At 34.8% G+C, this 20,248-nt stretch carries 15 protein-coding genes and 1 riboswitch; of the genes, 1 reads left to right on the top strand and 14 read right to left on the bottom strand.

Annotated features, from left to right (window positions below; translation table 11 throughout):
* Nucleotides 1-83: 83 nt before the first annotated feature.
* Entirely contained in the window at nt 84-737 is a 654-nt protein-coding gene (thiE, locus tag COO03_RS19215) for a thiamine phosphate synthase (protein WP_097898694.1), read from the bottom strand.
* Nucleotides 738-753: 16 nt separating this feature from the next.
* Nucleotides 754-1,572 (bottom strand): hydroxyethylthiazole kinase, encoded by an 819-nt coding sequence (gene thiM, locus COO03_RS19210; RefSeq protein ID WP_346426267.1) that lies wholly within the window; start codon nt 1,570-1,572, stop codon nt 754-756.
* A gap of 60 nt (nt 1,573-1,632) precedes the next feature.
* Nucleotides 1,633-1,742: riboswitch (TPP riboswitch) on the bottom strand.
* Nucleotides 1,743-2,352: 610 nt separating this feature from the next.
* Here thiM and topB point away from each other — a divergent pair.
* A complete protein-coding gene (gene topB, locus COO03_RS19205; protein WP_097898692.1) occupies nt 2,353-4,542 on the top strand; it encodes a DNA topoisomerase III in 2,190 nt (729 codons plus the stop codon).
* Nucleotides 4,543-4,583: 41 nt separating this feature from the next.
* On the opposite strand, the gene COO03_RS19200 is transcribed toward topB, so the two are convergent.
* The 12 genes from COO03_RS19200 to COO03_RS19140 form a co-directional block, all read right to left on the bottom strand.
* Nucleotides 4,584-7,361 carry a YhgE/Pip domain-containing protein gene (locus COO03_RS19200; protein WP_097898691.1) on the bottom strand — a complete coding sequence of 926 codons (2,778 nt, stop codon included), beginning with the start codon at nt 7,359-7,361 and terminating at the stop codon, nt 4,584-4,586.
* A 308-nt stretch (nt 7,362-7,669) separates the two neighbouring features.
* Nucleotides 7,670-8,461 carry an endonuclease/exonuclease/phosphatase family protein gene (locus COO03_RS19195; RefSeq protein WP_097898690.1) on the bottom strand — a complete coding sequence of 264 codons (792 nt, stop codon included), beginning with the start codon at nt 8,459-8,461 and terminating at the stop codon, nt 7,670-7,672.
* Nucleotides 8,462-8,464: 3 nt separating this feature from the next.
* On the bottom strand, nt 8,465-10,102 hold the full coding sequence (locus COO03_RS19190) for a PTS transporter subunit IIBC (protein ID WP_097898689.1): 1,638 nt from the start codon (nt 10,100-10,102) through the stop codon (nt 8,465-8,467).
* Nucleotides 10,103-10,297: 195 nt separating this feature from the next.
* Nucleotides 10,298-11,962, bottom strand: a complete 1,665-nt coding sequence (locus tag COO03_RS19185) for a glycoside hydrolase family 13 protein (protein WP_097898688.1) — start codon at nt 11,960-11,962, stop codon at nt 10,298-10,300.
* 331 nt (nt 11,963-12,293) lie between these two features.
* The gene (locus COO03_RS19180; protein WP_097898687.1) at nt 12,294-12,977 is read right to left on the bottom strand and encodes an ABC transporter permease; all 684 of its coding nucleotides are present in this window, start codon (nt 12,975-12,977) and stop codon (nt 12,294-12,296) included.
* A 379-nt stretch (nt 12,978-13,356) separates the two neighbouring features.
* On the bottom strand, nt 13,357-14,046 hold the full coding sequence (locus COO03_RS19170; RefSeq protein WP_097898685.1) for a Crp/Fnr family transcriptional regulator: 690 nt from the start codon (nt 14,044-14,046) through the stop codon (nt 13,357-13,359).
* A gap of 187 nt (nt 14,047-14,233) precedes the next feature.
* Nucleotides 14,234-15,196: a carbamate kinase gene (arcC, locus tag COO03_RS19165; protein WP_097898684.1), complete on the bottom strand. Its 963-nt coding sequence runs from the start codon at nt 15,194-15,196 to the stop codon at nt 14,234-14,236.
* A 37-nt stretch (nt 15,197-15,233) separates the two neighbouring features.
* Complete coding sequence (arcD, locus tag COO03_RS19160) at nt 15,234-16,649, bottom strand: arginine-ornithine antiporter (RefSeq protein ID WP_097898683.1); 1,416 nt, start codon at nt 16,647-16,649, stop codon at nt 15,234-15,236.
* A 94-nt stretch (nt 16,650-16,743) separates the two neighbouring features.
* Nucleotides 16,744-17,742 (bottom strand): ornithine carbamoyltransferase, encoded by a 999-nt coding sequence (gene argF, locus COO03_RS19155; protein WP_097898682.1) that lies wholly within the window; start codon nt 17,740-17,742, stop codon nt 16,744-16,746.
* A 30-nt stretch (nt 17,743-17,772) separates the two neighbouring features.
* Nucleotides 17,773-19,005, bottom strand: a complete 1,233-nt coding sequence (arcA, locus tag COO03_RS19150; RefSeq protein ID WP_097898681.1) for an arginine deiminase — start codon at nt 19,003-19,005, stop codon at nt 17,773-17,775.
* A gap of 275 nt (nt 19,006-19,280) precedes the next feature.
* Nucleotides 19,281-19,730, bottom strand: a complete 450-nt coding sequence (gene argR / locus COO03_RS19145; RefSeq protein ID WP_097898680.1) for an arginine repressor — start codon at nt 19,728-19,730, stop codon at nt 19,281-19,283.
* Nucleotides 19,731-19,950: 220 nt separating this feature from the next.
* Nucleotides 19,951-20,248, bottom strand: a 298-nt coding sequence (locus COO03_RS19140; protein WP_141539361.1) for an LPXTG cell wall anchor domain-containing protein, incomplete at its 5' end; no start/stop codon positions are given.

Here is a 20,248-nt window from a genome sequence, read left to right as displayed (position 1 = left end):
ATATTCAAAATAAATCTTAAAAAAAGATCACTCAACACTTGCTATGTTGCGTGATCTTTTTTCATTCTTTCTCAATAAATAAATTATTTTTTTACTTGCTGAGCTAATTCCTTCGTACTTTCATACGCCGAATCCGCTAAACTAATTGCGGAAATAACGGAAACTCCATCTGCCCCTGCCTCGATAACAGAAGAAGCATTTTCAATTGTAATTCCACCAATACCGACAATCGGTACCCTAATCCCTTCTTCTCTAAAATACCTTAGTCCTTTCGTTCCTTGAACTGCTTTTGTATCCTTTTTTGTATTTGTCGGGAAGATAGGCCCTACTCCTAAATAATCCGCGCCACTTGCAATTGCAAAACGCGCTTCTTCGATTGTATGAGCAGACACTCCAACAATTTTATCTCCCATTCTTTCACGAACTGATGTGATTCCTTCATCGTCTTGTCCGATATGAACGCCGTCTGCATCTAGTTCAATCGCTAATTCCACATCATCATTTACGATAAAAGGCACACCATATTCTTTACAAAGCGCTTGTAGCTGCTTTGCAAAATACAATCGTTCGTTTCCAGTTAAAGCTCCTTCCCCCTTTTCACGAAATTGAAAAAGTGTCGTTCCACCATCTAGTGCTTCTTTCATTACTTGCAATGGATCCGTTTGGCAGTTATTGCTCCCCATAATAAAATATACTTGCAATAACTTGGACATTTGTTGCATTTCAATACGCGCCATTTTTCCTCCTCCCTTCTTACTGCACCTCTTGTATCTTTCCATATTGTTCAATATCAGCTGCAGTAGTGTTTGCTAGCTGATTCAAAAATTCAATTTGGAAGCTTCCTGGCCCTAGCTCTACTGTTTTAACAGCTGCTATTTCCGCTGCTACACCATAAAACGTTAATGCAGCAACTGCAGCTTTCACATAATTTTGTTCAACGGCTGCGAATGCTCCCATTACAGAAGTTAATAAACAACCTGTTCCTGTAACTTTCGTTAAAATTTGATGACCATTATGAATCATAAATGTTCGTTCTCCATCTGTAACAATATCTTCTTTTCCAGTAATCACCGCAACTGTATCTAATTCATCAGCTGCTTGTTTTGCAATCCCTACTACATCACCGTTTCCAGCTCCAGCATCCACACCTTTAATTGCCCACTTTTCATTAATAACATTAGCAATTTCTGCTGCGTTCCCGCGAATCATCGCTAACTTCACTTCACTTGGTATATGTCTTGCAACTTCTGTTCGGTATGAAGTCGCTCCTGCACCAACTGGATCAAATAACACAGGGACATGATGTGTATTTGCTGCTTTTCCAGCAATGAGCATCGCTTCTACTTCTTCAGGACGAAGTGTTCCCATATTTAGAACAAGCGCTCCTGCAATGCTAGCCATTTCTGCCACTTCTTCTTTTGCATACGCCATCACAGGTGATGCCCCTAATGCCAATAAACCATTGGCCGTAAAGTTTGTTACAACCACATTTGTAATATTATGTACAAGTGGATTCGTCCCTCTCACTGTTTCCACTACTTTTGCGATTTCTTGTAAATTCATTCTTTTCATCTCCTAATTTCATAATGGGAGATACACAAAAAGACACTTCGCGTATGCAAAGTGCCTGAACATGTGCTTTTACACTCTCCCTACGCTGGCATTATCCAACAGGTTCAAATGGTCAACGACAGATTAGCCGTACTCTCAGTCTGCATCCGCAAACTCCCATGTGTTTTCTTATTCATCTACTTCAGAGTCTACTCTTATTCTAGTAAAATAACAAGCGCTTTACTTTCTTATACAATTATATATACATCAAAAACCCCTCTTTTTAGGCGGGAGAGGGCATCTGGCCATGCATAGAAGCGGTCAGGGCCTTTTTTGGCCACATGCGAAGTAAAGACAGAATGAGCAAACAAGTGTAGGTTACTTTTTATTCTGCATCGCAGGGATTTAGATATTGAAAAATTAAAATAGTTATATATATATCCTCTTTTTAGGCGGACAAGAGCATCTGGCCATGCATAGAGGCGGTCAGAGCCTTTTTTGGCCACATGCGAAGTAAAGACAGAATGAGCAAGCGAGTGTAGGTTATTTTTTGTTCTGCATAGCAGGGATTTAGATATTGAAAAATTAAAATGGATTAAGTTGTATTCAAAACAGCAAGTGATAGTTACTCCAAAGCAGTTTAATGAGGTTTATAGAGGGAATAAGAAATTAAGACAAGAAGTAGAGATTCTTAAACAAGCCATGTCAATTATGACTGCCAAATAGAAGGTGTTCCTTACTGCTCTTCTTGAAAACTGTGGTATATTAAACGGTATATAGTTAGTAAAGGAGTTTGAATAAATGGCAAAGAGTGTAGTAATTGCTGAGAAACCATCAGTTGCACGTGATATAGCAAAAGTATTAAAGTGTACAAAAAAAGGGAATGGATTTTTAGAAGGTGACAAATACATCGTGACTTGGGCTCTTGGGCATTTAGTGACGCTTGCAGACCCTGAGGTTTATGATAATAAGTATAAAACATGGAATCTTGAAGATCTTCCAATGCTTCCGGAACGTATGAAATTAGTTGTGATCAAACAAACGGGAAAACAGTTTAATGCTGTTAAAAGCCAACTGATTAGAAAAGATGTAAATGAAATAATTGTAGCTACAGACGCAGGTCGCGAGGGAGAATTAGTCGCTCGTTGGATTATTGATAAAGTTAAAATTAATAAACCTATCAAGCGTCTATGGATTTCATCTGTTACCGATAAAGCAATCAAAGACGGCTTCGCAAACTTAAAACCAGGTAAAGCATATGACAACTTATACGCTTCAGCCGTTGCGCGTTCAGAAGCAGATTGGTATATCGGTCTTAATGCAACACGTGCATTAACGACTCGCTTCAATGCACAACTAAACTGCGGTCGTGTCCAAACACCAACTGTAGCTATTATTGCTGGTCGTGAAGATGAAATTAAAAACTTTAAAGCTCAAACATACTACGGTATCGAAGCTCAAACAACTAATAAATTAAAACTAACTTGGCAAGATGCAAAAGGGAATAGTCGTAGTTTTAATAAAGAAAAAATTGATGGTATCGTAAAGAATCTAGATAAACAAAATGCTACTGTTGTGGAAATTGATAAAAAACAAAAGAAATCATTCTCTCCTGGTCTTTATGATTTAACTGAACTACAACGTGATGCAAATAAAATCTTCGGTTACTCTGCTAAAGAAACATTAAACATTATGCAGAAATTGTATGAGCAACATAAAGTGCTAACATATCCTCGTACAGATTCACGCTATATTTCATCTGATATCGTTGGAACACTTCCAGAGCGACTAAAAGCGTGCGGTGTAGGAGAATATCGCTCGTTAGCACATAAGATTTTAAATAAGCCGATAAAATCTAATAAATCATTTGTTGATGATAGTAAAGTAAGCGATCATCACGCTATTATTCCAACAGAAGGGTATGTTAACTTCTCGGCTTTCACAGATAAAGAACGTAAAATTTATGATTTAGTTGTAAAACGTTTCTTAGCCGTTTTATTCCCGGCCTTTGAATATGAACAGCTAACATTACGCACGAAAATTGGTGACGAAACGTTCATCGCACGAGGAAAAACGATTTTACATGCTGGTTGGAAAGAAGTTTATGAAAATCAATTTGAAGATGATGCTGCAATCGATGATGTAAAAGAACAAATCTTACCTCGCATCGAAAAAGGCGATACATTAAACGTAAAACTAATTGTCCAAACATCAGGTCAAACGAAAGCACCTGCACGCTTTAATGAAGCAACATTACTTTCAGCAATGGAAAACCCAACAAAATACATGGATACGCAAAACAAACAACTTGCTGACACGTTAAAGTCAACTGGCGGACTGGGTACTGTAGCTACACGAGCTGATATTATCGACAAGCTATTCAATTCATTCTTAATTGAAAAACGTGGTAAAGATATTCATATCACTTCAAAAGGCCGTCAGTTACTTGATTTAGTGCCAGAAGAACTAAAATCTCCTACACTAACTGGTGAATGGGAGCAAAAACTTGAAGCGATCGCAAAAGGGAAATTAAAAAAAGAAGTATTTATTTCAGAAATGAAAAACTATACAAAAGAGATTGTTGCTGAAATTAAATCGAGCGATAAAAAATATAAACACGACAACATTTCAACGAAATCTTGTCCAGACTGTGGTAAACCAATGTTAGAAGTAAACGGTAAAAAAGGGAAAATGCTTGTATGCCAAGATCGCGAGTGTGGTCATCGTAAAAATGTATCCCGCACTACAAATGCACGCTGCCCTCAGTGTAAAAAGAAACTGGAGCTTCGTGGTGAAGGAGCTGGTCAAATCTTTGCATGTAAATGTGGCTATCGCGAAAAACTTTCTACATTCCAAGAAAGACGCAAGAAAGAATCGGGCAACAAAGCCGATAAACGAGACGTCCAAAAATATATGAAACAACAACAAAAAGAAGAAGAACCATTGAATAATGCATTAGCAGAAGCATTAAAGAAATTAAAATTTGATTAAACAAAAAGGTTCCTACCGTTTTCAGTAGGAACCTCTTATTTTTAATGAATAATTTTACTTCCTTTTGCATTCTCAACAAACTTTTCACTCGACTTATTAATTCGTGTTTTCAGTACTAATGCAAGTACAAGCATGATCACCACAAAGACACTTAATACAAGAAGATCCCTTATCACAATATCCCAAATCATTCCGCCCACTGTTTCACGAATCGCGCTAATTGCATATGTGAACGGTAAGAACGGATAAATTGCTTGGAAGAATTTTGGAAGCATTTGAATTGGGAATGTTCCGCCTGATCCAGCCACTTGCAGTACGAGTAAAATGATTGCCATCGATTTCCCGATGTTTCCGAAAACAGAAACAAGTGAGTATACGATACAAACAAAGACTGCACTACTAAATAAACTGAATAACACAAACCAGAACTTATCAACTACATACGTATCAAGTAAGTATATATCTCCCACCGATACGATAAACGCCTGCGCAAGACCTATCGTTAAGAACGTTAAGAAACGTCCGAAGTAAATCTCATGGCTCTTATAGTCTATATCTTCGTGTACTTCTACTGTTAATAACGAAACCATTAACAATGCCCCTACCCATAGTGCAAGCACTGTATAGAATGGTGACATCGCTGAACCGTAGTTTGGCATCGCAAATAATTTATTTTCTTTTAATTTCACCGGACTTGCAAAATAATCACTTTGCTTTTCAACATCATTTTTCAATAAACGTATGATGTCTTTTATATCCTCTTGTGAATCAAATTCACGAATTTTATTTGCTAATTCTTTAATCTTTTTCTCAGCAGCCGGCATCTCAGCTTTAATATCTTCAACTTTCTTCTTACCTTCTACTAAACCTTTTGATGAATCTTCTAGTAATGTTTTTACATCTGGAAGCTTTTTATTTGCATCGCTTAAAATTTTAGATGTATTTTTAGACATCTCTTTTGTACGAGCAATTGCTGCATTAAAGTTTGGAACGATTTCTGAATCATATTTTGCTAAAATATCGCCTAATTGTGCTGAAACACTTTTTGATACTTGGTTAATGCTTTCAATGACATCTTTTGCTGGTTGCTGCCCTTTATCAATAGCAGCAATTCCTTTATTCGTTAAATCCATTCCTTTTTGAAGATCCGTTTTTGCTTTGTTTAACTTAGCAATCTGATCGTTAACATTTTTATCACTATTGACATCACCTAAAATTTTATTTAAATCATTTAAGACAGGTATCATATCATCAATCATATTTATACCTGCTTGGAATTGGCCGTTTAGACTATTTAAAGCGGTTTTTGTACCATCTAGTCCGTTAACACCTTTATTTTTCAAATCTTCTTTTGCCTTTTTGAAATCTTCTACTGTATTTGGGATACCTTCTTCTACTATATTTTTCAACTGTTCGGCTGTGCTAACTGCTTTTTGGAAACCTGCTACAAAAGTTTCGTTATAATCTTTTTCAGCTTGATCAATTAAACCGTTTACTGCATTTAACTTTTGATTAATTGCATCTCTTACATCTTGTTTTACTTCTTGTCCTGAGCTAATTAAGTCTCCAACATGTTTAATCCTATTATTTACATCTTGCATAGAGTCTCTAATCGCTGTTAAATGTTGTACTCTTGTACCAAAGAAATCTTTACCAAAATCAGTTGGCACACTCTGCTCAAGCTTAGACATCATAGCAATCAGAGAAGAAACATTATCAGTATGAGTCTGAAGATTATTAGAAACAGTCTCTATATTTTTCTTCGCTATCTCTGGATCAATTTTTCCATTTTGCAAGCCATCCATAACACTTTGCGCGTATGCTGTTCCCACACGGGCAGAGCCAAAAACACTGTTTACTGTTTGATTAATATTTTTTGCTATATTTTTATATCCTTCTACATTAACTTGCGGAAGGTCTGGAATATCTAGATTGAAATCAATTCCTGGATGCATCAAGAAATCCGTAGCAGTTGTTGCACCATCCATCCCTTTTTTCAATACAGTCAAATTATTTTTCATGACTCCAGGAGCATCTTCTAACGTTTGACCATTTCTTGCAAAGAATGCATCCAGATCTTTCGTCATTTGTTGCCCATCATTCATCACACTTTCCACTACTGGTAAATTCTCTTGTGCGACTTTTACAAGATCTTGTGCTTTACCAGCATCTGTTAATGCCGTATCCACAAGTTTATTCATTTCTGGTAATTGTGCTTCTAACTTGAATACAAGATCTTTTACCTTTTCAATACTTGGTAAGTTTGTTTCTAAATCGATTCCAAGGTCATTGAAAATTTTAAAAATCTCACCATTCGCTGTTTTAACGAAGTTTTTACTAATTTCTTCTGTTATACCCGATGCACCTTTTGCTGTAATCTTTGGTGCAATGGCATTTACTTTTTCATTCACAAAATAATCAAGTTCTGGTTTTTTCGGATTATCGCTAATAACAGTCGTAATTTTTTCTGAGAAGTCTTTTGGAATCGTGATACTTGCGTAATAATCTCCGCGTTCCACTCCATAAACTGCTTGTTTTTCATCAACGAATTTCCAGTTAAAATTCTTATCCTTCTTAAGTGAATCTACAACTTCTTTCCCGATATTAATGTCTTTTCCCCGTAAGTTTGCCCCTGCATCTTCGTTAGAAACTGCAATTGGGATTTCTTTTGTATTTCCATATGGATCCCAAGAAGCCTTAATGTTAAACCATGCATATAAAGATGGTAAAACCATCAGCCCTAATACAATTACAATCGCAGCCCAATGTTTGGCTACATTCCGTAAGTCTGTCGTATAAATACGCCATATTTGTTTCATATAAGCTATCACCTAATTATATATTTTTCCTTCTTTAGAAAATGATACATGCATTTTGCCATTATATCATTTTCTACATCGTGGATTAAACGAAAATGTACTATTTTTCCAATTAAATCTTTTACTTACTTCATTATATAACGAAGTAAAAAAAGTATGCATACAAAATGACCAATTCGGTTTTACATTCAATGATAACAAATATACAGGAAATGTCATAAAAAATACAAGTATTTTCTCTTGGAAATACTTGTATTTATAGAAAAAATCCTCACAGCTCTTAAATCGCTATGAGGATTTCTTCTATATTATATATCCAATTGAACTTCTACTCCAAAATGATCTGAAACAACATTTCGATTTATACCATTGAAAATGACTTTTGAAGAAGTAACTGTTTTTGGCTTGTTACTTAAAATAAGGTCAATTCGTAAGTTTTGCTTATTTTCATCCCAACCAGCAATTTCTCCTTGCACGGTTGTTCCTTCATCTTTCTTCACGGCTAATTTGTATGTGTCATAGAGACCTTTTTGCATGAGATAATCATACCCTTCTCCTTGCAAACGAGCATTGTTATTAAAATCTCCCATTAAGAAAGAAAGTTCATTTCCATCCACATGCTTCATTAAACAATCTACTTGTCCTTGAAATGTTTCTTCTTCATCATTCCACCAACCGAGGTGACAAGAATAAAATGTTATATTCTTATCTTTATAAGAGATTGTTGCACTAACAATTTTACGTGTTTTCCAATAAGATGTATCCTTACTTTCTGATACAAAGAAAGAATTCTGTTCGACAATTGGATGCTTCGTTATAATTGCTAATCCTTCCTCATATATATCATAGCCAATATGAGCAAAATCCCAAACGATATCGTAACCTCTTACATGTAGCGCTTCAAGTTCTGCAAGTAATACAAGACCAAAGTTATCTTCTTTCTTGTTCTCACATATACTTTGAGCTTGTATAGACTGACTGACTTCTTGCAATGCAATGACATCATAATCCTCTTCTTGAATTACCTTAGCAAGATATTTTATTTTTTCTAATTGATTCTCTTCTTGCCAAGAGTGGCAATTTAAAGTTAGTAATTTCATTACTTATGCACCTAACATATCTTGAATGTCTGATTTTAATACATCTGCTTTCGGACCATATACCGCTTGAACACCTTTATCTTTTACAATCAAACCTAAAGCTCCATTTTGCTTCCACTGTGCTTCTGGTGCAACAATATCTAAATCTTTTACCGTTACACGCAGACGTGTCATACAAGCATCGACATCAGCAATATTATCTTTTCCGCCTAACAGATCAATAACTTTTGTTGCTAAAGAACCTTCTTTTACATTCGCTGTTCCTTCTGAAGATTCATCTTCATTATCAATATAGTTACCAGCACGACCTGGTGTTGGTAAATTGAATTTTTTAATTAAGAAATTAAATACTGTAAAGTTTAAACCAAAGAATATCACTGATACAACGACAAAGTTAATTAAGTCTCTTGTTAATCCTGCATTAATCATCATTGGTGTACGTGTAAGTAACTCAATAAAACCAAAAGCATGAACACGTAAGTGAATCAAATCCGCTAACGCAAATCCAAGTCCTGTTATAACTGCATATACAACATATAATACTGGTGCAATGAACATGAACATAAATTCAATTGGTTCCGTTACACCTGTTAAAAATACTGCTAATGCTGCAGATAAGAACATTGGTTTATATTTTGCACGTTTATCTTTATCGACATTACGGAACATCGCAAATGCGATACCAATTAATGATGCAGTTGAACCGATAACTTGTCCAGCTTTGAAACGAGCTGGCACAACATTATTTAATAAATCGTGATATGCTTTTGTATCCCCTTTTGCTAACAGGTTATTTAAATCAGTAATCCATGCAAGCCATAATGGATCTTGTCCTGCAACAACCTGACCAACTTTTGCTCCAGTTAACATCGTATATGTTCCGCCAAGCTCCGTGTAGTTCATCGGAATCGTTAACATATGATGTAATCCAAATGGTAATAATAAACGCTCTAATGTCCCATATACGAACGGCGCAACAACTGGCGCACTATCTTTTGATGCTGCAATCCAACGACCGAATTCATTTAATCCGCTTTGGATAAATGGCCATAAAAGTGATAAAGCAATCGCAGTAACTGTAGACCATACAATTACAACAAATGGTACAAATCGTTTTCCGTTAAAGAACGCTAATGCCTGTGGTAATTTATTATAATTATAGTATTTGTTATATAAAGTAGCTCCTAAGAACCCTGTAATAATCCCTACGAAAACTCCCATGTTCAGTGCTGGTGCACCAAGTACTGAAGTGAAATAATCTTTAACAACTAAATCACCCGCTAATAATGAAGAAACTTTTGCTTTTGAATCCGCTAACATTGCAGCGTTTACACCAAATATAGCTCCTGTAATTCGGTTTGTTAAAATGAATGCCAATAGTGCTGCAAATGCACCGCCTGCACGATCCTTCGCCCAAGATCCCCCGATTGCTACTGCAAATAAAATATGTAGATTTGTAATAATTGCCCAACCGATGTCTTCCATTACTCTAGCAATGGTATGTACTGCATTTATATCCCCAGCAGACATACCGATTAGTTTACCAATTGAAATCATTAAACCAGCTGCTGGCATAACTGCTACAACAACTAGCAATGCTTTCCCGAACTTTTGCCAAAAATCAAAAGACGTAATTTTCATCTCTTTCTTCCTCCCTCTTATTTATAGCATCCCTAATGGATATAGATTATAATTGCTACTCCTCTTATGAAAACGATTCCTTTCTTTTTATAGCGCAAACGTTTTCATAAATCTATTTTAATAAAAGCGTTTTCACATTGCAATAAAAATTTAGATTTTTTCATAAAAAAAAGATGCTACGAGAGCATCCCTTTTTTATGAAATACGATAAACCCTTGTTTCATAAGGTTTCAACGTGATTGTATTATTTGTTTCATGTTCTAATACTTCATAGTTATTCAAAAGCAAACGTTTGCATTCTAGTGCGAATACACTCTCATTGTACACAGCTTTCTCGTTCGAGATATTGCTAATAACAATCACTTTTTCATCGTGTAACGTACGTGTATACGCATAAATTTGTGGATCATCTTCTAAAAGTAAATCATACGTACCATAAGTAAATACATCATTCTCTTTTTTCAGCGCGATCATTTTCTTATAGAAATTTAAAATAGAATCTGCTTCTTCTTGCTGCTTTTGAACATTAATTTCTTTATAATTTGGATTCATTCCAAACCACGGCGTACCTGTTGTAAAACCAGCATTTTCTTCATTACTCCATTGCATCGGTGTACGTGAATTATCACGGCAAGATGCCCAGATAATTTCCATCATCTCTTGATGTGATACCCCTTCTGCAATTTTTTGACGATATAAGTTTTTAATTGCTACGTCATCATAATCTTCAATATTTGGAAACTGAACATTTGTCATACCGATTTCTTGCCCTTGATAAATAAACGGTGTTCCTTGCATAAAGAAATACATTGCTCCTAAAGCCGTTGCACTTTCACGCCAATACTGTTGATCATCTCCCCACGTAGAAACAATACGTGGTTTATCATGATTCTCAATATACAGCGCATTCCATCCCTTATTCTCTAATCCTTTTTGCCACTTTGTTAACACCTTTTTCAGTTCTACAACATCAAGTTCTTTTTTCTTTTCTGCATCCCATAAACTTAAATGTTCAAACTGAAACACCATATTGAATTTACCATTCTCTTCTCCAACCCAAAGATCAGCATCTTCAATTTTGACACCATTGGCTTCCCCAACAGTCATAATATCGTATTTAGAAAATGTGTTATCTTTTAACTCTTCTAATAATGGCTGAATACCATTCACATTCATATGTTTATCGAAAGAAGGTACATAGGTTAAGCCCTCTGGATTTGGCATGTCTTTTAATCCATCTTCCTTTTTGATATGACTAATTGCATCAACACGGAAGCCATCAATTCCTTTATCTAGCCACCAATTCACTGTATCATATAAAGCTTCACGAACCTCTGTATTCTCCCAGTTTAAATCCGGTTGTTTACGTGAGAATAAATGTAGGAAATATTGATCTGTCATTTCATCATATTCCCAAGCAGAACCGTTAAAAATACTTTCCCAGTTATTTGGCTCTTTTCCATTTTTACCATCACGCCAAATATACCAATCACGTTTTGGATTATCTTTAGACGAACGTGATTCAATAAACCAAGGATGTTCATCACTCGTATGATTAATAACTAAATCAATAATTAGCTTCATACCACGCTTATGCACTTCATCTAATAGTTCATCAAAATCAGCCATTGTACCAAATTCATCCATAATATCTTGATAATCGCTAATATCATAACCATTATCATCATTAGGTGATTTATACATTGGACAAATCCAAATTACATCTATACCTAAATCCTTTAAATAATCAAGCTTTGCAATAATACCTTGTAAATCTCCAATACCATCACCATTGGAATCCATAAAGCTGCGTGGATAAATTTGATAAGCGACAGCTTCTTTCCACCATGTTTTATTCATAATAATTCTCTCCTTTTGCACTCTTTATAAAATTTATGCAAACGTTTTCGTAACACTATTATAACAAAATATGGAGAGTTTGTAACGGGAATTTTTATCTTATTATTAAATATCTACTTTTCTTTAAAAAACATTCCCCTATTTAATTACCTTACATATGTTTATGATGCTCAAACCCGTTAGAATTTTTTTCACTACTTCTTATTATTACTAAAATGACAATTAAAAAATCATCCAATTTATGCCCGAATTCTCCGTAACATTTTGGATGACTAAAGTTTACTTTTTTATTTCTAATGATTTCCCTTAATAATAACCTCGCTATTACAAGCTAATTATATGTCTTATCATTTTCATTTAATGACTGTAATTTAATATTTGGTGCTTTATTTTTCGCTATGCTTTCACCTGAAGCAATCGGAATTTGAAATTCAAATTGCTTTGTTTCATGTCTCTGTAAATAGATAGGCTTCGGTACTTGATAGCTCTGCAAATTCTGATTTGCACCTTGATATAAAACAAGCTGTACTGCTTGTGACTGATTGTAATAATTTTTTAAAGTGACGACGCAATTTTGTTCAAAATTATCTCCCTTTTTCTTCATCGTACATTGGCTATCCTCTTTTTTGTATTCAATTGCTTCTAGTCCTTTTTTGCCTGCGTAGTACCATGTTTTATCAAGAATTTGAAGCGTTTTATTTAAAGTAAATGGCATTGTTATAATGAGGACACTTATACACGCTACTTTTATTTTATTTAACTTTTTCAACCAGTTAGAATCCTTCTTTTCTAACCATTTCATAAGAAATAGAAAAGAGATTACTTGTAATACAAAAGAACAAATCCATATATTCGAAACTTTATAGCCCATATAAATATATGTATCTACTGGAATCCCATACGCGTGAAATAATTTTTCCCCAATCAATTCATGATCATTTGGCATTTTTATTAATAGTAATACCCCGATACTGTAAAAAATAGCTACTAATCGATCATATTCAATCCGAATCATTCTTTCTCCCTTCCCCTTTGTTTTTATTATCGATTTTAGCTAACATTATCGGAATATACAATCTCTTTATAGTAAATAACATAAAAAAGTTCCTTATAAATATATAAAGAACCTTATTAATATACAATATGAATAAGAGAATTGATATGTATATACATCCATTTTCATTTTTCGACATTTAAATCCCTGCTATGCAGTATAAAGAGTAACCTACACTCGTTTGCTCTTTCTGTTTTTACTTCGCATGTAGCAGAAACAGGCACTGACCACTTCTATGTATGGCTAGATACTCTCTCCCACCTAAAAAGAGGGGTTTTGATGTATAGCATTGTCCCAGTGTAACAACACTTTCCCTTATCTAATATTTATTATAAAGTTTTCACATCGAAACTTCCTCGAAATAAGTTGGGTCATGTATAATAATTTTTTTACTTGAAACCGTAACAATGCTTTCATTCTTTAACTGTTTTAACACACCGCTAACCGTCTCCCGAGACGTTCCCGATATTTTGGAAATTTCGATTGTGGTGAGCGGACATGCAATTACAATCCCTTCCCCATCCTGCTCTCCTAGATCATTCATTAAATAATTTAATGTCTGAATGACGCGGTCCTGCGCATTTGGAATCGTAATATTTTGCACACGATTTTCGTTAATTTTTAATATCGAGGATAACTGCTGAACAACGTACATTAATTGTGTACGACTTGCTTTTACCATATCCTCAAAAATCACTGTAGGAATATAATACACATCCACATCTGTCATTGCTTCCGCCGTATAATTATAACTCTTATCTGTAAACATACCGCCATAAGGAAAAATAGAATATCTCTTTACATAGTCCTCATATATTAAATTTCCACTTTGATTCACCCGCTCTAACTTCACAAAACCATCTAACATAAGGTAAATTCTTTCTCTTGAATCACCTTCTAAAAATAAAAATTGACCTTTCTTATAAGTTCGCCAATAAACAAACTCTGTTAAGCCTTTCAATTTTTTTTCTGTTAAATGAGCAAATAATTCAAACTGCTTCAGATCTTTAACTACGTTTCGTCTATTCATAAAACTCCCTCTTTCTTGCTATATGTCGGAGTGAAGCATTAAGAAAGCGTATTCAATACTATTTTACCATACTTAACATAGTAAACTTTTTCCTGTCATGAATACTTTATGAACATTATTTACAAAAAATACTAATAAATAAAAAGAATGAAGTTGATCACTTCATTCTTTTTACAATTCGCTATGTTTATACACAAACACATGCATCCTGCTTAGAAATAATAGTACCTGCTTTTTCTTCTAATGCTTCATATACCTTTTCTAAAGAAGTAATAATTGTTTTTCGTTTTGGATCTGCATTAGCAAAACTAATAGCAGCTTCAATTTTTGGGAGCATACTTCCCGCTGCAAATTGATGTTCCTGTATATATCCTTCTAATTCATCAACTGTAACAGCCTCTAATCTTTTTTGATTAGGCTGATTAAAATTCACATAAACATAATCAACTGCAGTTAAAATAACAAGTGTATCAGCATCTACTAACTCAGCTAACTTTTGAGCAGCAAAGTCCTTATCGATAACAGCTTCAGTTCCTTTTAATCCTTCTTCAGAGTCAATTACCGGAATTCCGCCGCCTCCAACAGCAATTACTATATTTCCACCCTCCACTAATGAATTGATTACTTTATGTTCATGAATACTTACAGGTTTTGGTGATGGAACAACCCGTCTCCATCCTCTTCCTGCATCCTCTTTAAATACAGCTTTTGTTTCTTCCATTAACCTTCTTGCTTCTTCTTCTGTATAAAAAGGACCAATTGGTTTTGTTGGATTTTTAAATGCCTCATCCTGTTCATCCACGACAACACGTGTTATAACCGTTGCTACCTCTTTTTTTATGCTTCGCTTTTTCAAAGCCTTTTCGATTGCATTTTCCATCCAATATCCAATCATTCCTTGGCTCATTGCACCACAAGTATCTAACGGCATTGCCGGTGTTTTTTCTGTTTCCGCTGCTTTTTGTTGTAATAAAATATTACCTACTTGTGGACCATTCCCGTGTGCAATAACAATATCCATATCATTTTCCATAATTTTAACGAGTTGTTCCGCCGTTCTTTCTAACGCTTCTTGCTGCGCCTCGGCAGTGGCATTTCCAGATTGTATAGCATTTCCTCCTAGTGCAACTACGATTTTTCTACGTGTCATATTTCAACCCTCCAATTGATTGCATTTTCACAAATTTTTATAAAGTGATACTTCCTGTAATTAATCCGTAAATCGCAAAAAATGCTAAGGCACCAATCGCTACAGAAGATGCCAGTTCCACACGTGTAAATATTTGTTTTGGATTCGTTTGCTTTTGAACATTGTAAAAGATGAAAATACCTGGTGCATATAACGTCATTGTTAGTACTAAGTAGTCTAAACCAGCTGCATAAACTAACCAAATTCCATAAATACTTGCTACCAAACCAATGATTATATTTTTTGTTCGATCTTTTTCTTCAGATTGTAAACTATACTTAAATTGATAGAATGCTGACAAAGCATACGGAATTAAAATAGCAGAGGAAGCGAGAGAAAATGCAAAATGATATGCTTGATCTGAAACAACAAATGTTAATAAGAAAACTTGAATTAAACCATTTGTTATCCATAATGAATTTACAGGAGCTTTGTTTTTATTTTCTTTCGCAAACCACTTTGGAAATACTCCGTCTTTAGCAGCTAAATACGGAATTTCAGATGCGAGTAAAGTCCATCCTAACCAAGCACCTAATACAGAAATTACTAAACCTAAGTTAATAAAAATAGCGCCCCATTTTCCGACAACGCTTTCAAATAAATACGCCATAGATGGATTTTTCAAATTAGCAACATCAGCTTGGTGCATAAGGCCAAGAGATAGTAATGTAAGTAGGATATAAATGATGAGTGTGCCGATTAATCCAATGACAGTTGCTTTCCCAACATCACTTCTGCTTTTTGCACGACTTGATAGAACAACTGCCCCTTCTACACCAATAAATACCCAAAGAGTTACAAGCATTGTACTCTTCACTTGACTACCTACCGCTGCCCAAGAAAAGGAACCAGCTTGTCCCCAAAATCCATCTAAGAAAATATCAATATGAAAGGCGAAAATTCCTACAACAATAAAGACAAATACAGGCACTAGCTTTGCAATTGTAGTTACTAAATTTACAAGTGCTGCTGATTGTACACCGCGTAAAATTAACATGTGAACACACCATAGTAATACGCTCGCTCCAATAATCGATGCTATATTTTGTCCCCCTTCAAAAACTGGGAAGAAATAACCTAATGAAGAAAATAGCAACGTACCGTAAGCTACATTCCCAAGCCAAGCAGATAACCAATATCCCCACGCACTATTAAACCCCATAAAATTACCAAATCCTGCTTTTGCATAACTAAAAATACCACCATCTAAATCTGGTCTTTTTACAGTTAAATTTTGAAATGATAATCCAAGAGCAATCATTCCAATTCCCGTTATAACCCAACCGATAATAATAGCCCCGGCACCAGCACCTTTTGCCATATCACCTGCTAAGTTAAATGCGCCACCACCGATCATAGATCCAACTACAAGGGCTGTTAAAGTAAGTAATCCTAATTTCTTTTCTTCACCCATTACACTCACCTCTCTTTAATTGCAATAAGAATAAAACAACAATAGTGAATGATAGTGTCTAAAGGAGGAGAAAGAAGGAGGATTTCCCCCTTCTTTATTCCATATTTCCTAAAGTAGCTGCCATAACCGCTTTAATTGTATGCATTCTATTTTCTGCTTGATCAAATACTTTTGAATGCTTACTGCGGAATACTTCGTCAGTTACTTCCATTTCTTTTAATCCATATTTTTCATATATGTCTTCTCCGTACGCTGTTTCCACATCATGGAATGCAGGTAAACAATGTAAGAAAATCATATTTTCATTTCCAGTCTTTTTAATCATTTCCATATTTACTTGATAAGGTGCCAATAGTTCAATACGTTCAGCAAATTTGTCTTCTTCTCCCATTGATACCCATACATCTGTATAAATTACGTCTGCACCTGCAACAGCTTCGTCTACATTACTTGTTACCATGACTTGATCATTATATTTTTTAGCTGTATCGATTACTTCTTGTGCTGGGAATAATGATTCTGGCGTACAAATACATACGTTCATTCCAACAATTGCACCACCAACTAACAAGCTATTTGCTACGTTGTTCCGTCCGTCTCCAACGTATACAAGCTTAACCCCTTTTAAACGTCCCACATGCTCTTTAATTGTTAACAAATCTGCAAGTGTTTGGGTTGGATGCCACATATCTGTTAAACCGTTCCATACAGGTACACCGGAATTTTCAGCTAAAGATTCTACTGTTGCATGAGCGAAACCACGGAACTCAATCCCGTCAAACATACGACCTAAAACTTTTGCTGTATCTTCAACTGATTCTTTCTTCCCAAGCTGAATATCATTTTTACCTAGGTATTCAGGATTTGCACCTAAATCCGTACATGCCACCGTAAATGCACACCGTGTACGAGTTGAAGTTTTTTCAAATAAGAGCGCTACGTTTTTACCTTCTAAATAACGATGCGGAATACCGTTTTTCTTTTTCTCCTTTAATTCTGCTGCTAAATCTAGAAAATATAACATTTCTTCTTCTGTAAAATCTTTTTCAGCAAGAAAACTTCTTCCTTTTAAGTTTGGTTTAGTCATCAACATGATTCATCCCTACTTTCTCCGTTATTTATACTAAATATCTTTTCGAACAATTGGCATACTCATGCAACGTGGACCCCCACGACCACGGGATAATTCCGAACTTAATACTTCAATAACTTCTATACCATGTTCCCGTAATAAAGCATTTGATACATAGTTGCGATCATATGTAACAACTACTCCTGGCGCAATTGCTAATGTATTCGATCCATCATTCCATTGTTCACGAGCAGAAGCGATCACATCTCCTCCTCCGCAAGGGATAAGTACCAATTCGCTTAAGCCTAATACTTCTTTTAGCGCTTCCATTAAAGAGGTACGATGTGTAATTTTAAGAGTTTCTTCATCCTTTCCTTTTTCTAAAATATAAATGTTCATATTTCCTTTTGGTCCTTGGATAGCTGGATGAATTGTAAATTTATCATAATCAACCATTGTAAATACTGTATCTAAATGCATAAATGCTCGACATTTTGGAATTTCTATTGCTAGTACTTTCTTAATTTTATTTTGACGGCTAAATAAGTTTTTAGCTAAACGCTCAATCGCTTTAGCTGAAGTACGAGCAGATACTCCAATTGCAATTGTTTCCTCATTTAAGATCAGCTCGTCGCCACCTTCAATTGGAAACTTATAATCACGATCTAACCAAACTGGCACATTATGATTTGCAAATCGTGGATGATGTTTAATGATATATTCCATAAACAATGATTCACGTCTCCGTGCTGGCTCTCTCATTCTATTAATTGTTAAACCGTCACCTATACTAGCTGCTGGGTCACGAGTAAAATATAAATTTGGCATTGGATCTAAATAAAATGGATAATGATCTTCCATTAATTCATACAGGTGGGTTTTTTTACTCGTTTCAATTTCGTTTTTACGTACGCCCCCCATAATTTTCTGAATCAATTCTTCATTTGAAAAGGAAAGTAAATATTCTTTTAAAGTTTGATGTGCAACATTTACGTCAGCCTGTCCTTCTTTTAAAATACGATCAACAAATTCTTCACGAAGTTTTTTATCAACTAACGCCTCAGCTGCTAGTTTTTCTAAATAAAGAACTTCAACACCCCGATTGCGTAATGTTTGTGCAAAATAGTCATGTTCTTTTTGAATAATTGGTAAATATGGAATATCGTCAAATAATAATTGCTGTAAATAATCTGGCGTTAAGTTTTCCACTTCTTTACCTGGACGTTTTAATAAAACCGTTTGTAATTCCCCAATTTCTGAAGTAACATGGATCGGATGTTTCATTTGTTGTACCTCCTTTTAAATTTGGTTGTTGTCTACAAGTACATAATAAACGGTATGTGCTTCTATCTTTGTGAAAACGCTAACATTATTAAGTGAAATATTTCACAAGTTATTTTGTAAAATAATATATATTTGTATTTTTATAAGATTTTTTGCTCTATATTTCGCAAAGCAGCTATATATTACGTATATATGGTGAATATCGGATTCCTTAATTCATATGAAAACTCTAAAAAAAATCCTGTCTCCAACAAAATTGGAAACAGGATTTTTATCTACATAATTAAATTCAATCTTTCTTCTAAAATCTTTCTATCCGACTGTGACCGAGAAATTACAAGGCATGTATCATTTCCACATATACATCCTACTTTTTCTTTCCAATCTAAGGAATCTAATAAGGCACCAATAACATGGGCATTACCAGGTAACGTTTTAATAACCGTTAGTTGATCTACATAATCAACCTTTACGACAACTTCTCTTAATTTTTTCTTTAACTTCATATCAGTCTGTAAATTGTCTTCTGAGAAAACCTTATATATAGTTAATCCATTTGAAGAAGTTACCTTTATTAAGTTTAATTCACGAATATCTCGCGAAATAGTAGCCTGCGTCACTAATACGCCTTGTTCTGCCAACAATTCTACTAATCTCTCTTGTGTATCTATTTCATACTCTTCCACCAATTGTTTAATTAGCCGTTGTCTTTTTTCTTTTTTCATAAAAGACACCCCTTCTAATATTATAACTCTATTATATCTTGGTATAATTTTTATTCGAAAGAGACAACGGGAAATGTTGCGGAAACGTTCATAGTTTTTATAGGAATCCCCAACTATCTTCCTTATCTCTCTGTACCTTGAGTTTGGAGATCTTACCATATACGGGATAAAGTAAAAAAGGCACCCAAAAATATTTTTTTGGATACCTTTTTTGCTTTCATTATTGTTGTCTTTTCTTACCTAATACGAGTAAACCAAAACTCATCATTACAAGAACTGCCCCCATATATGGTTCCAGAGGAGTTCTCTGTCCCGTTTTTGGGAGTTCTTTTTGTGATTGAGCTGAATCCATAGTTTCAGATTTTCCTGGTTTCATTACTCTTAAACTTTCTTGGTTTGTCTTATCCTGGCTCTCTGAACTTGTTGTTCTTGGATTTTTTGGTTTCATTATCTCTGAGTTTTCCAGTTCTGTCTTACCTAGATTCCCTGGATTCGTCGTTTCTGGTTTCTCCGGTTCC

It is taken from the genome of Bacillus sp. AFS098217, assembly GCF_002551815.1.
GTDB lineage: Bacteria > Bacillota > Bacilli > Bacillales > Bacillaceae_G > Bacillus_A.
Note: the sequence above shows the minus strand (reverse complement) of the source record. Positions and strands in the feature narration are given on the sequence as shown.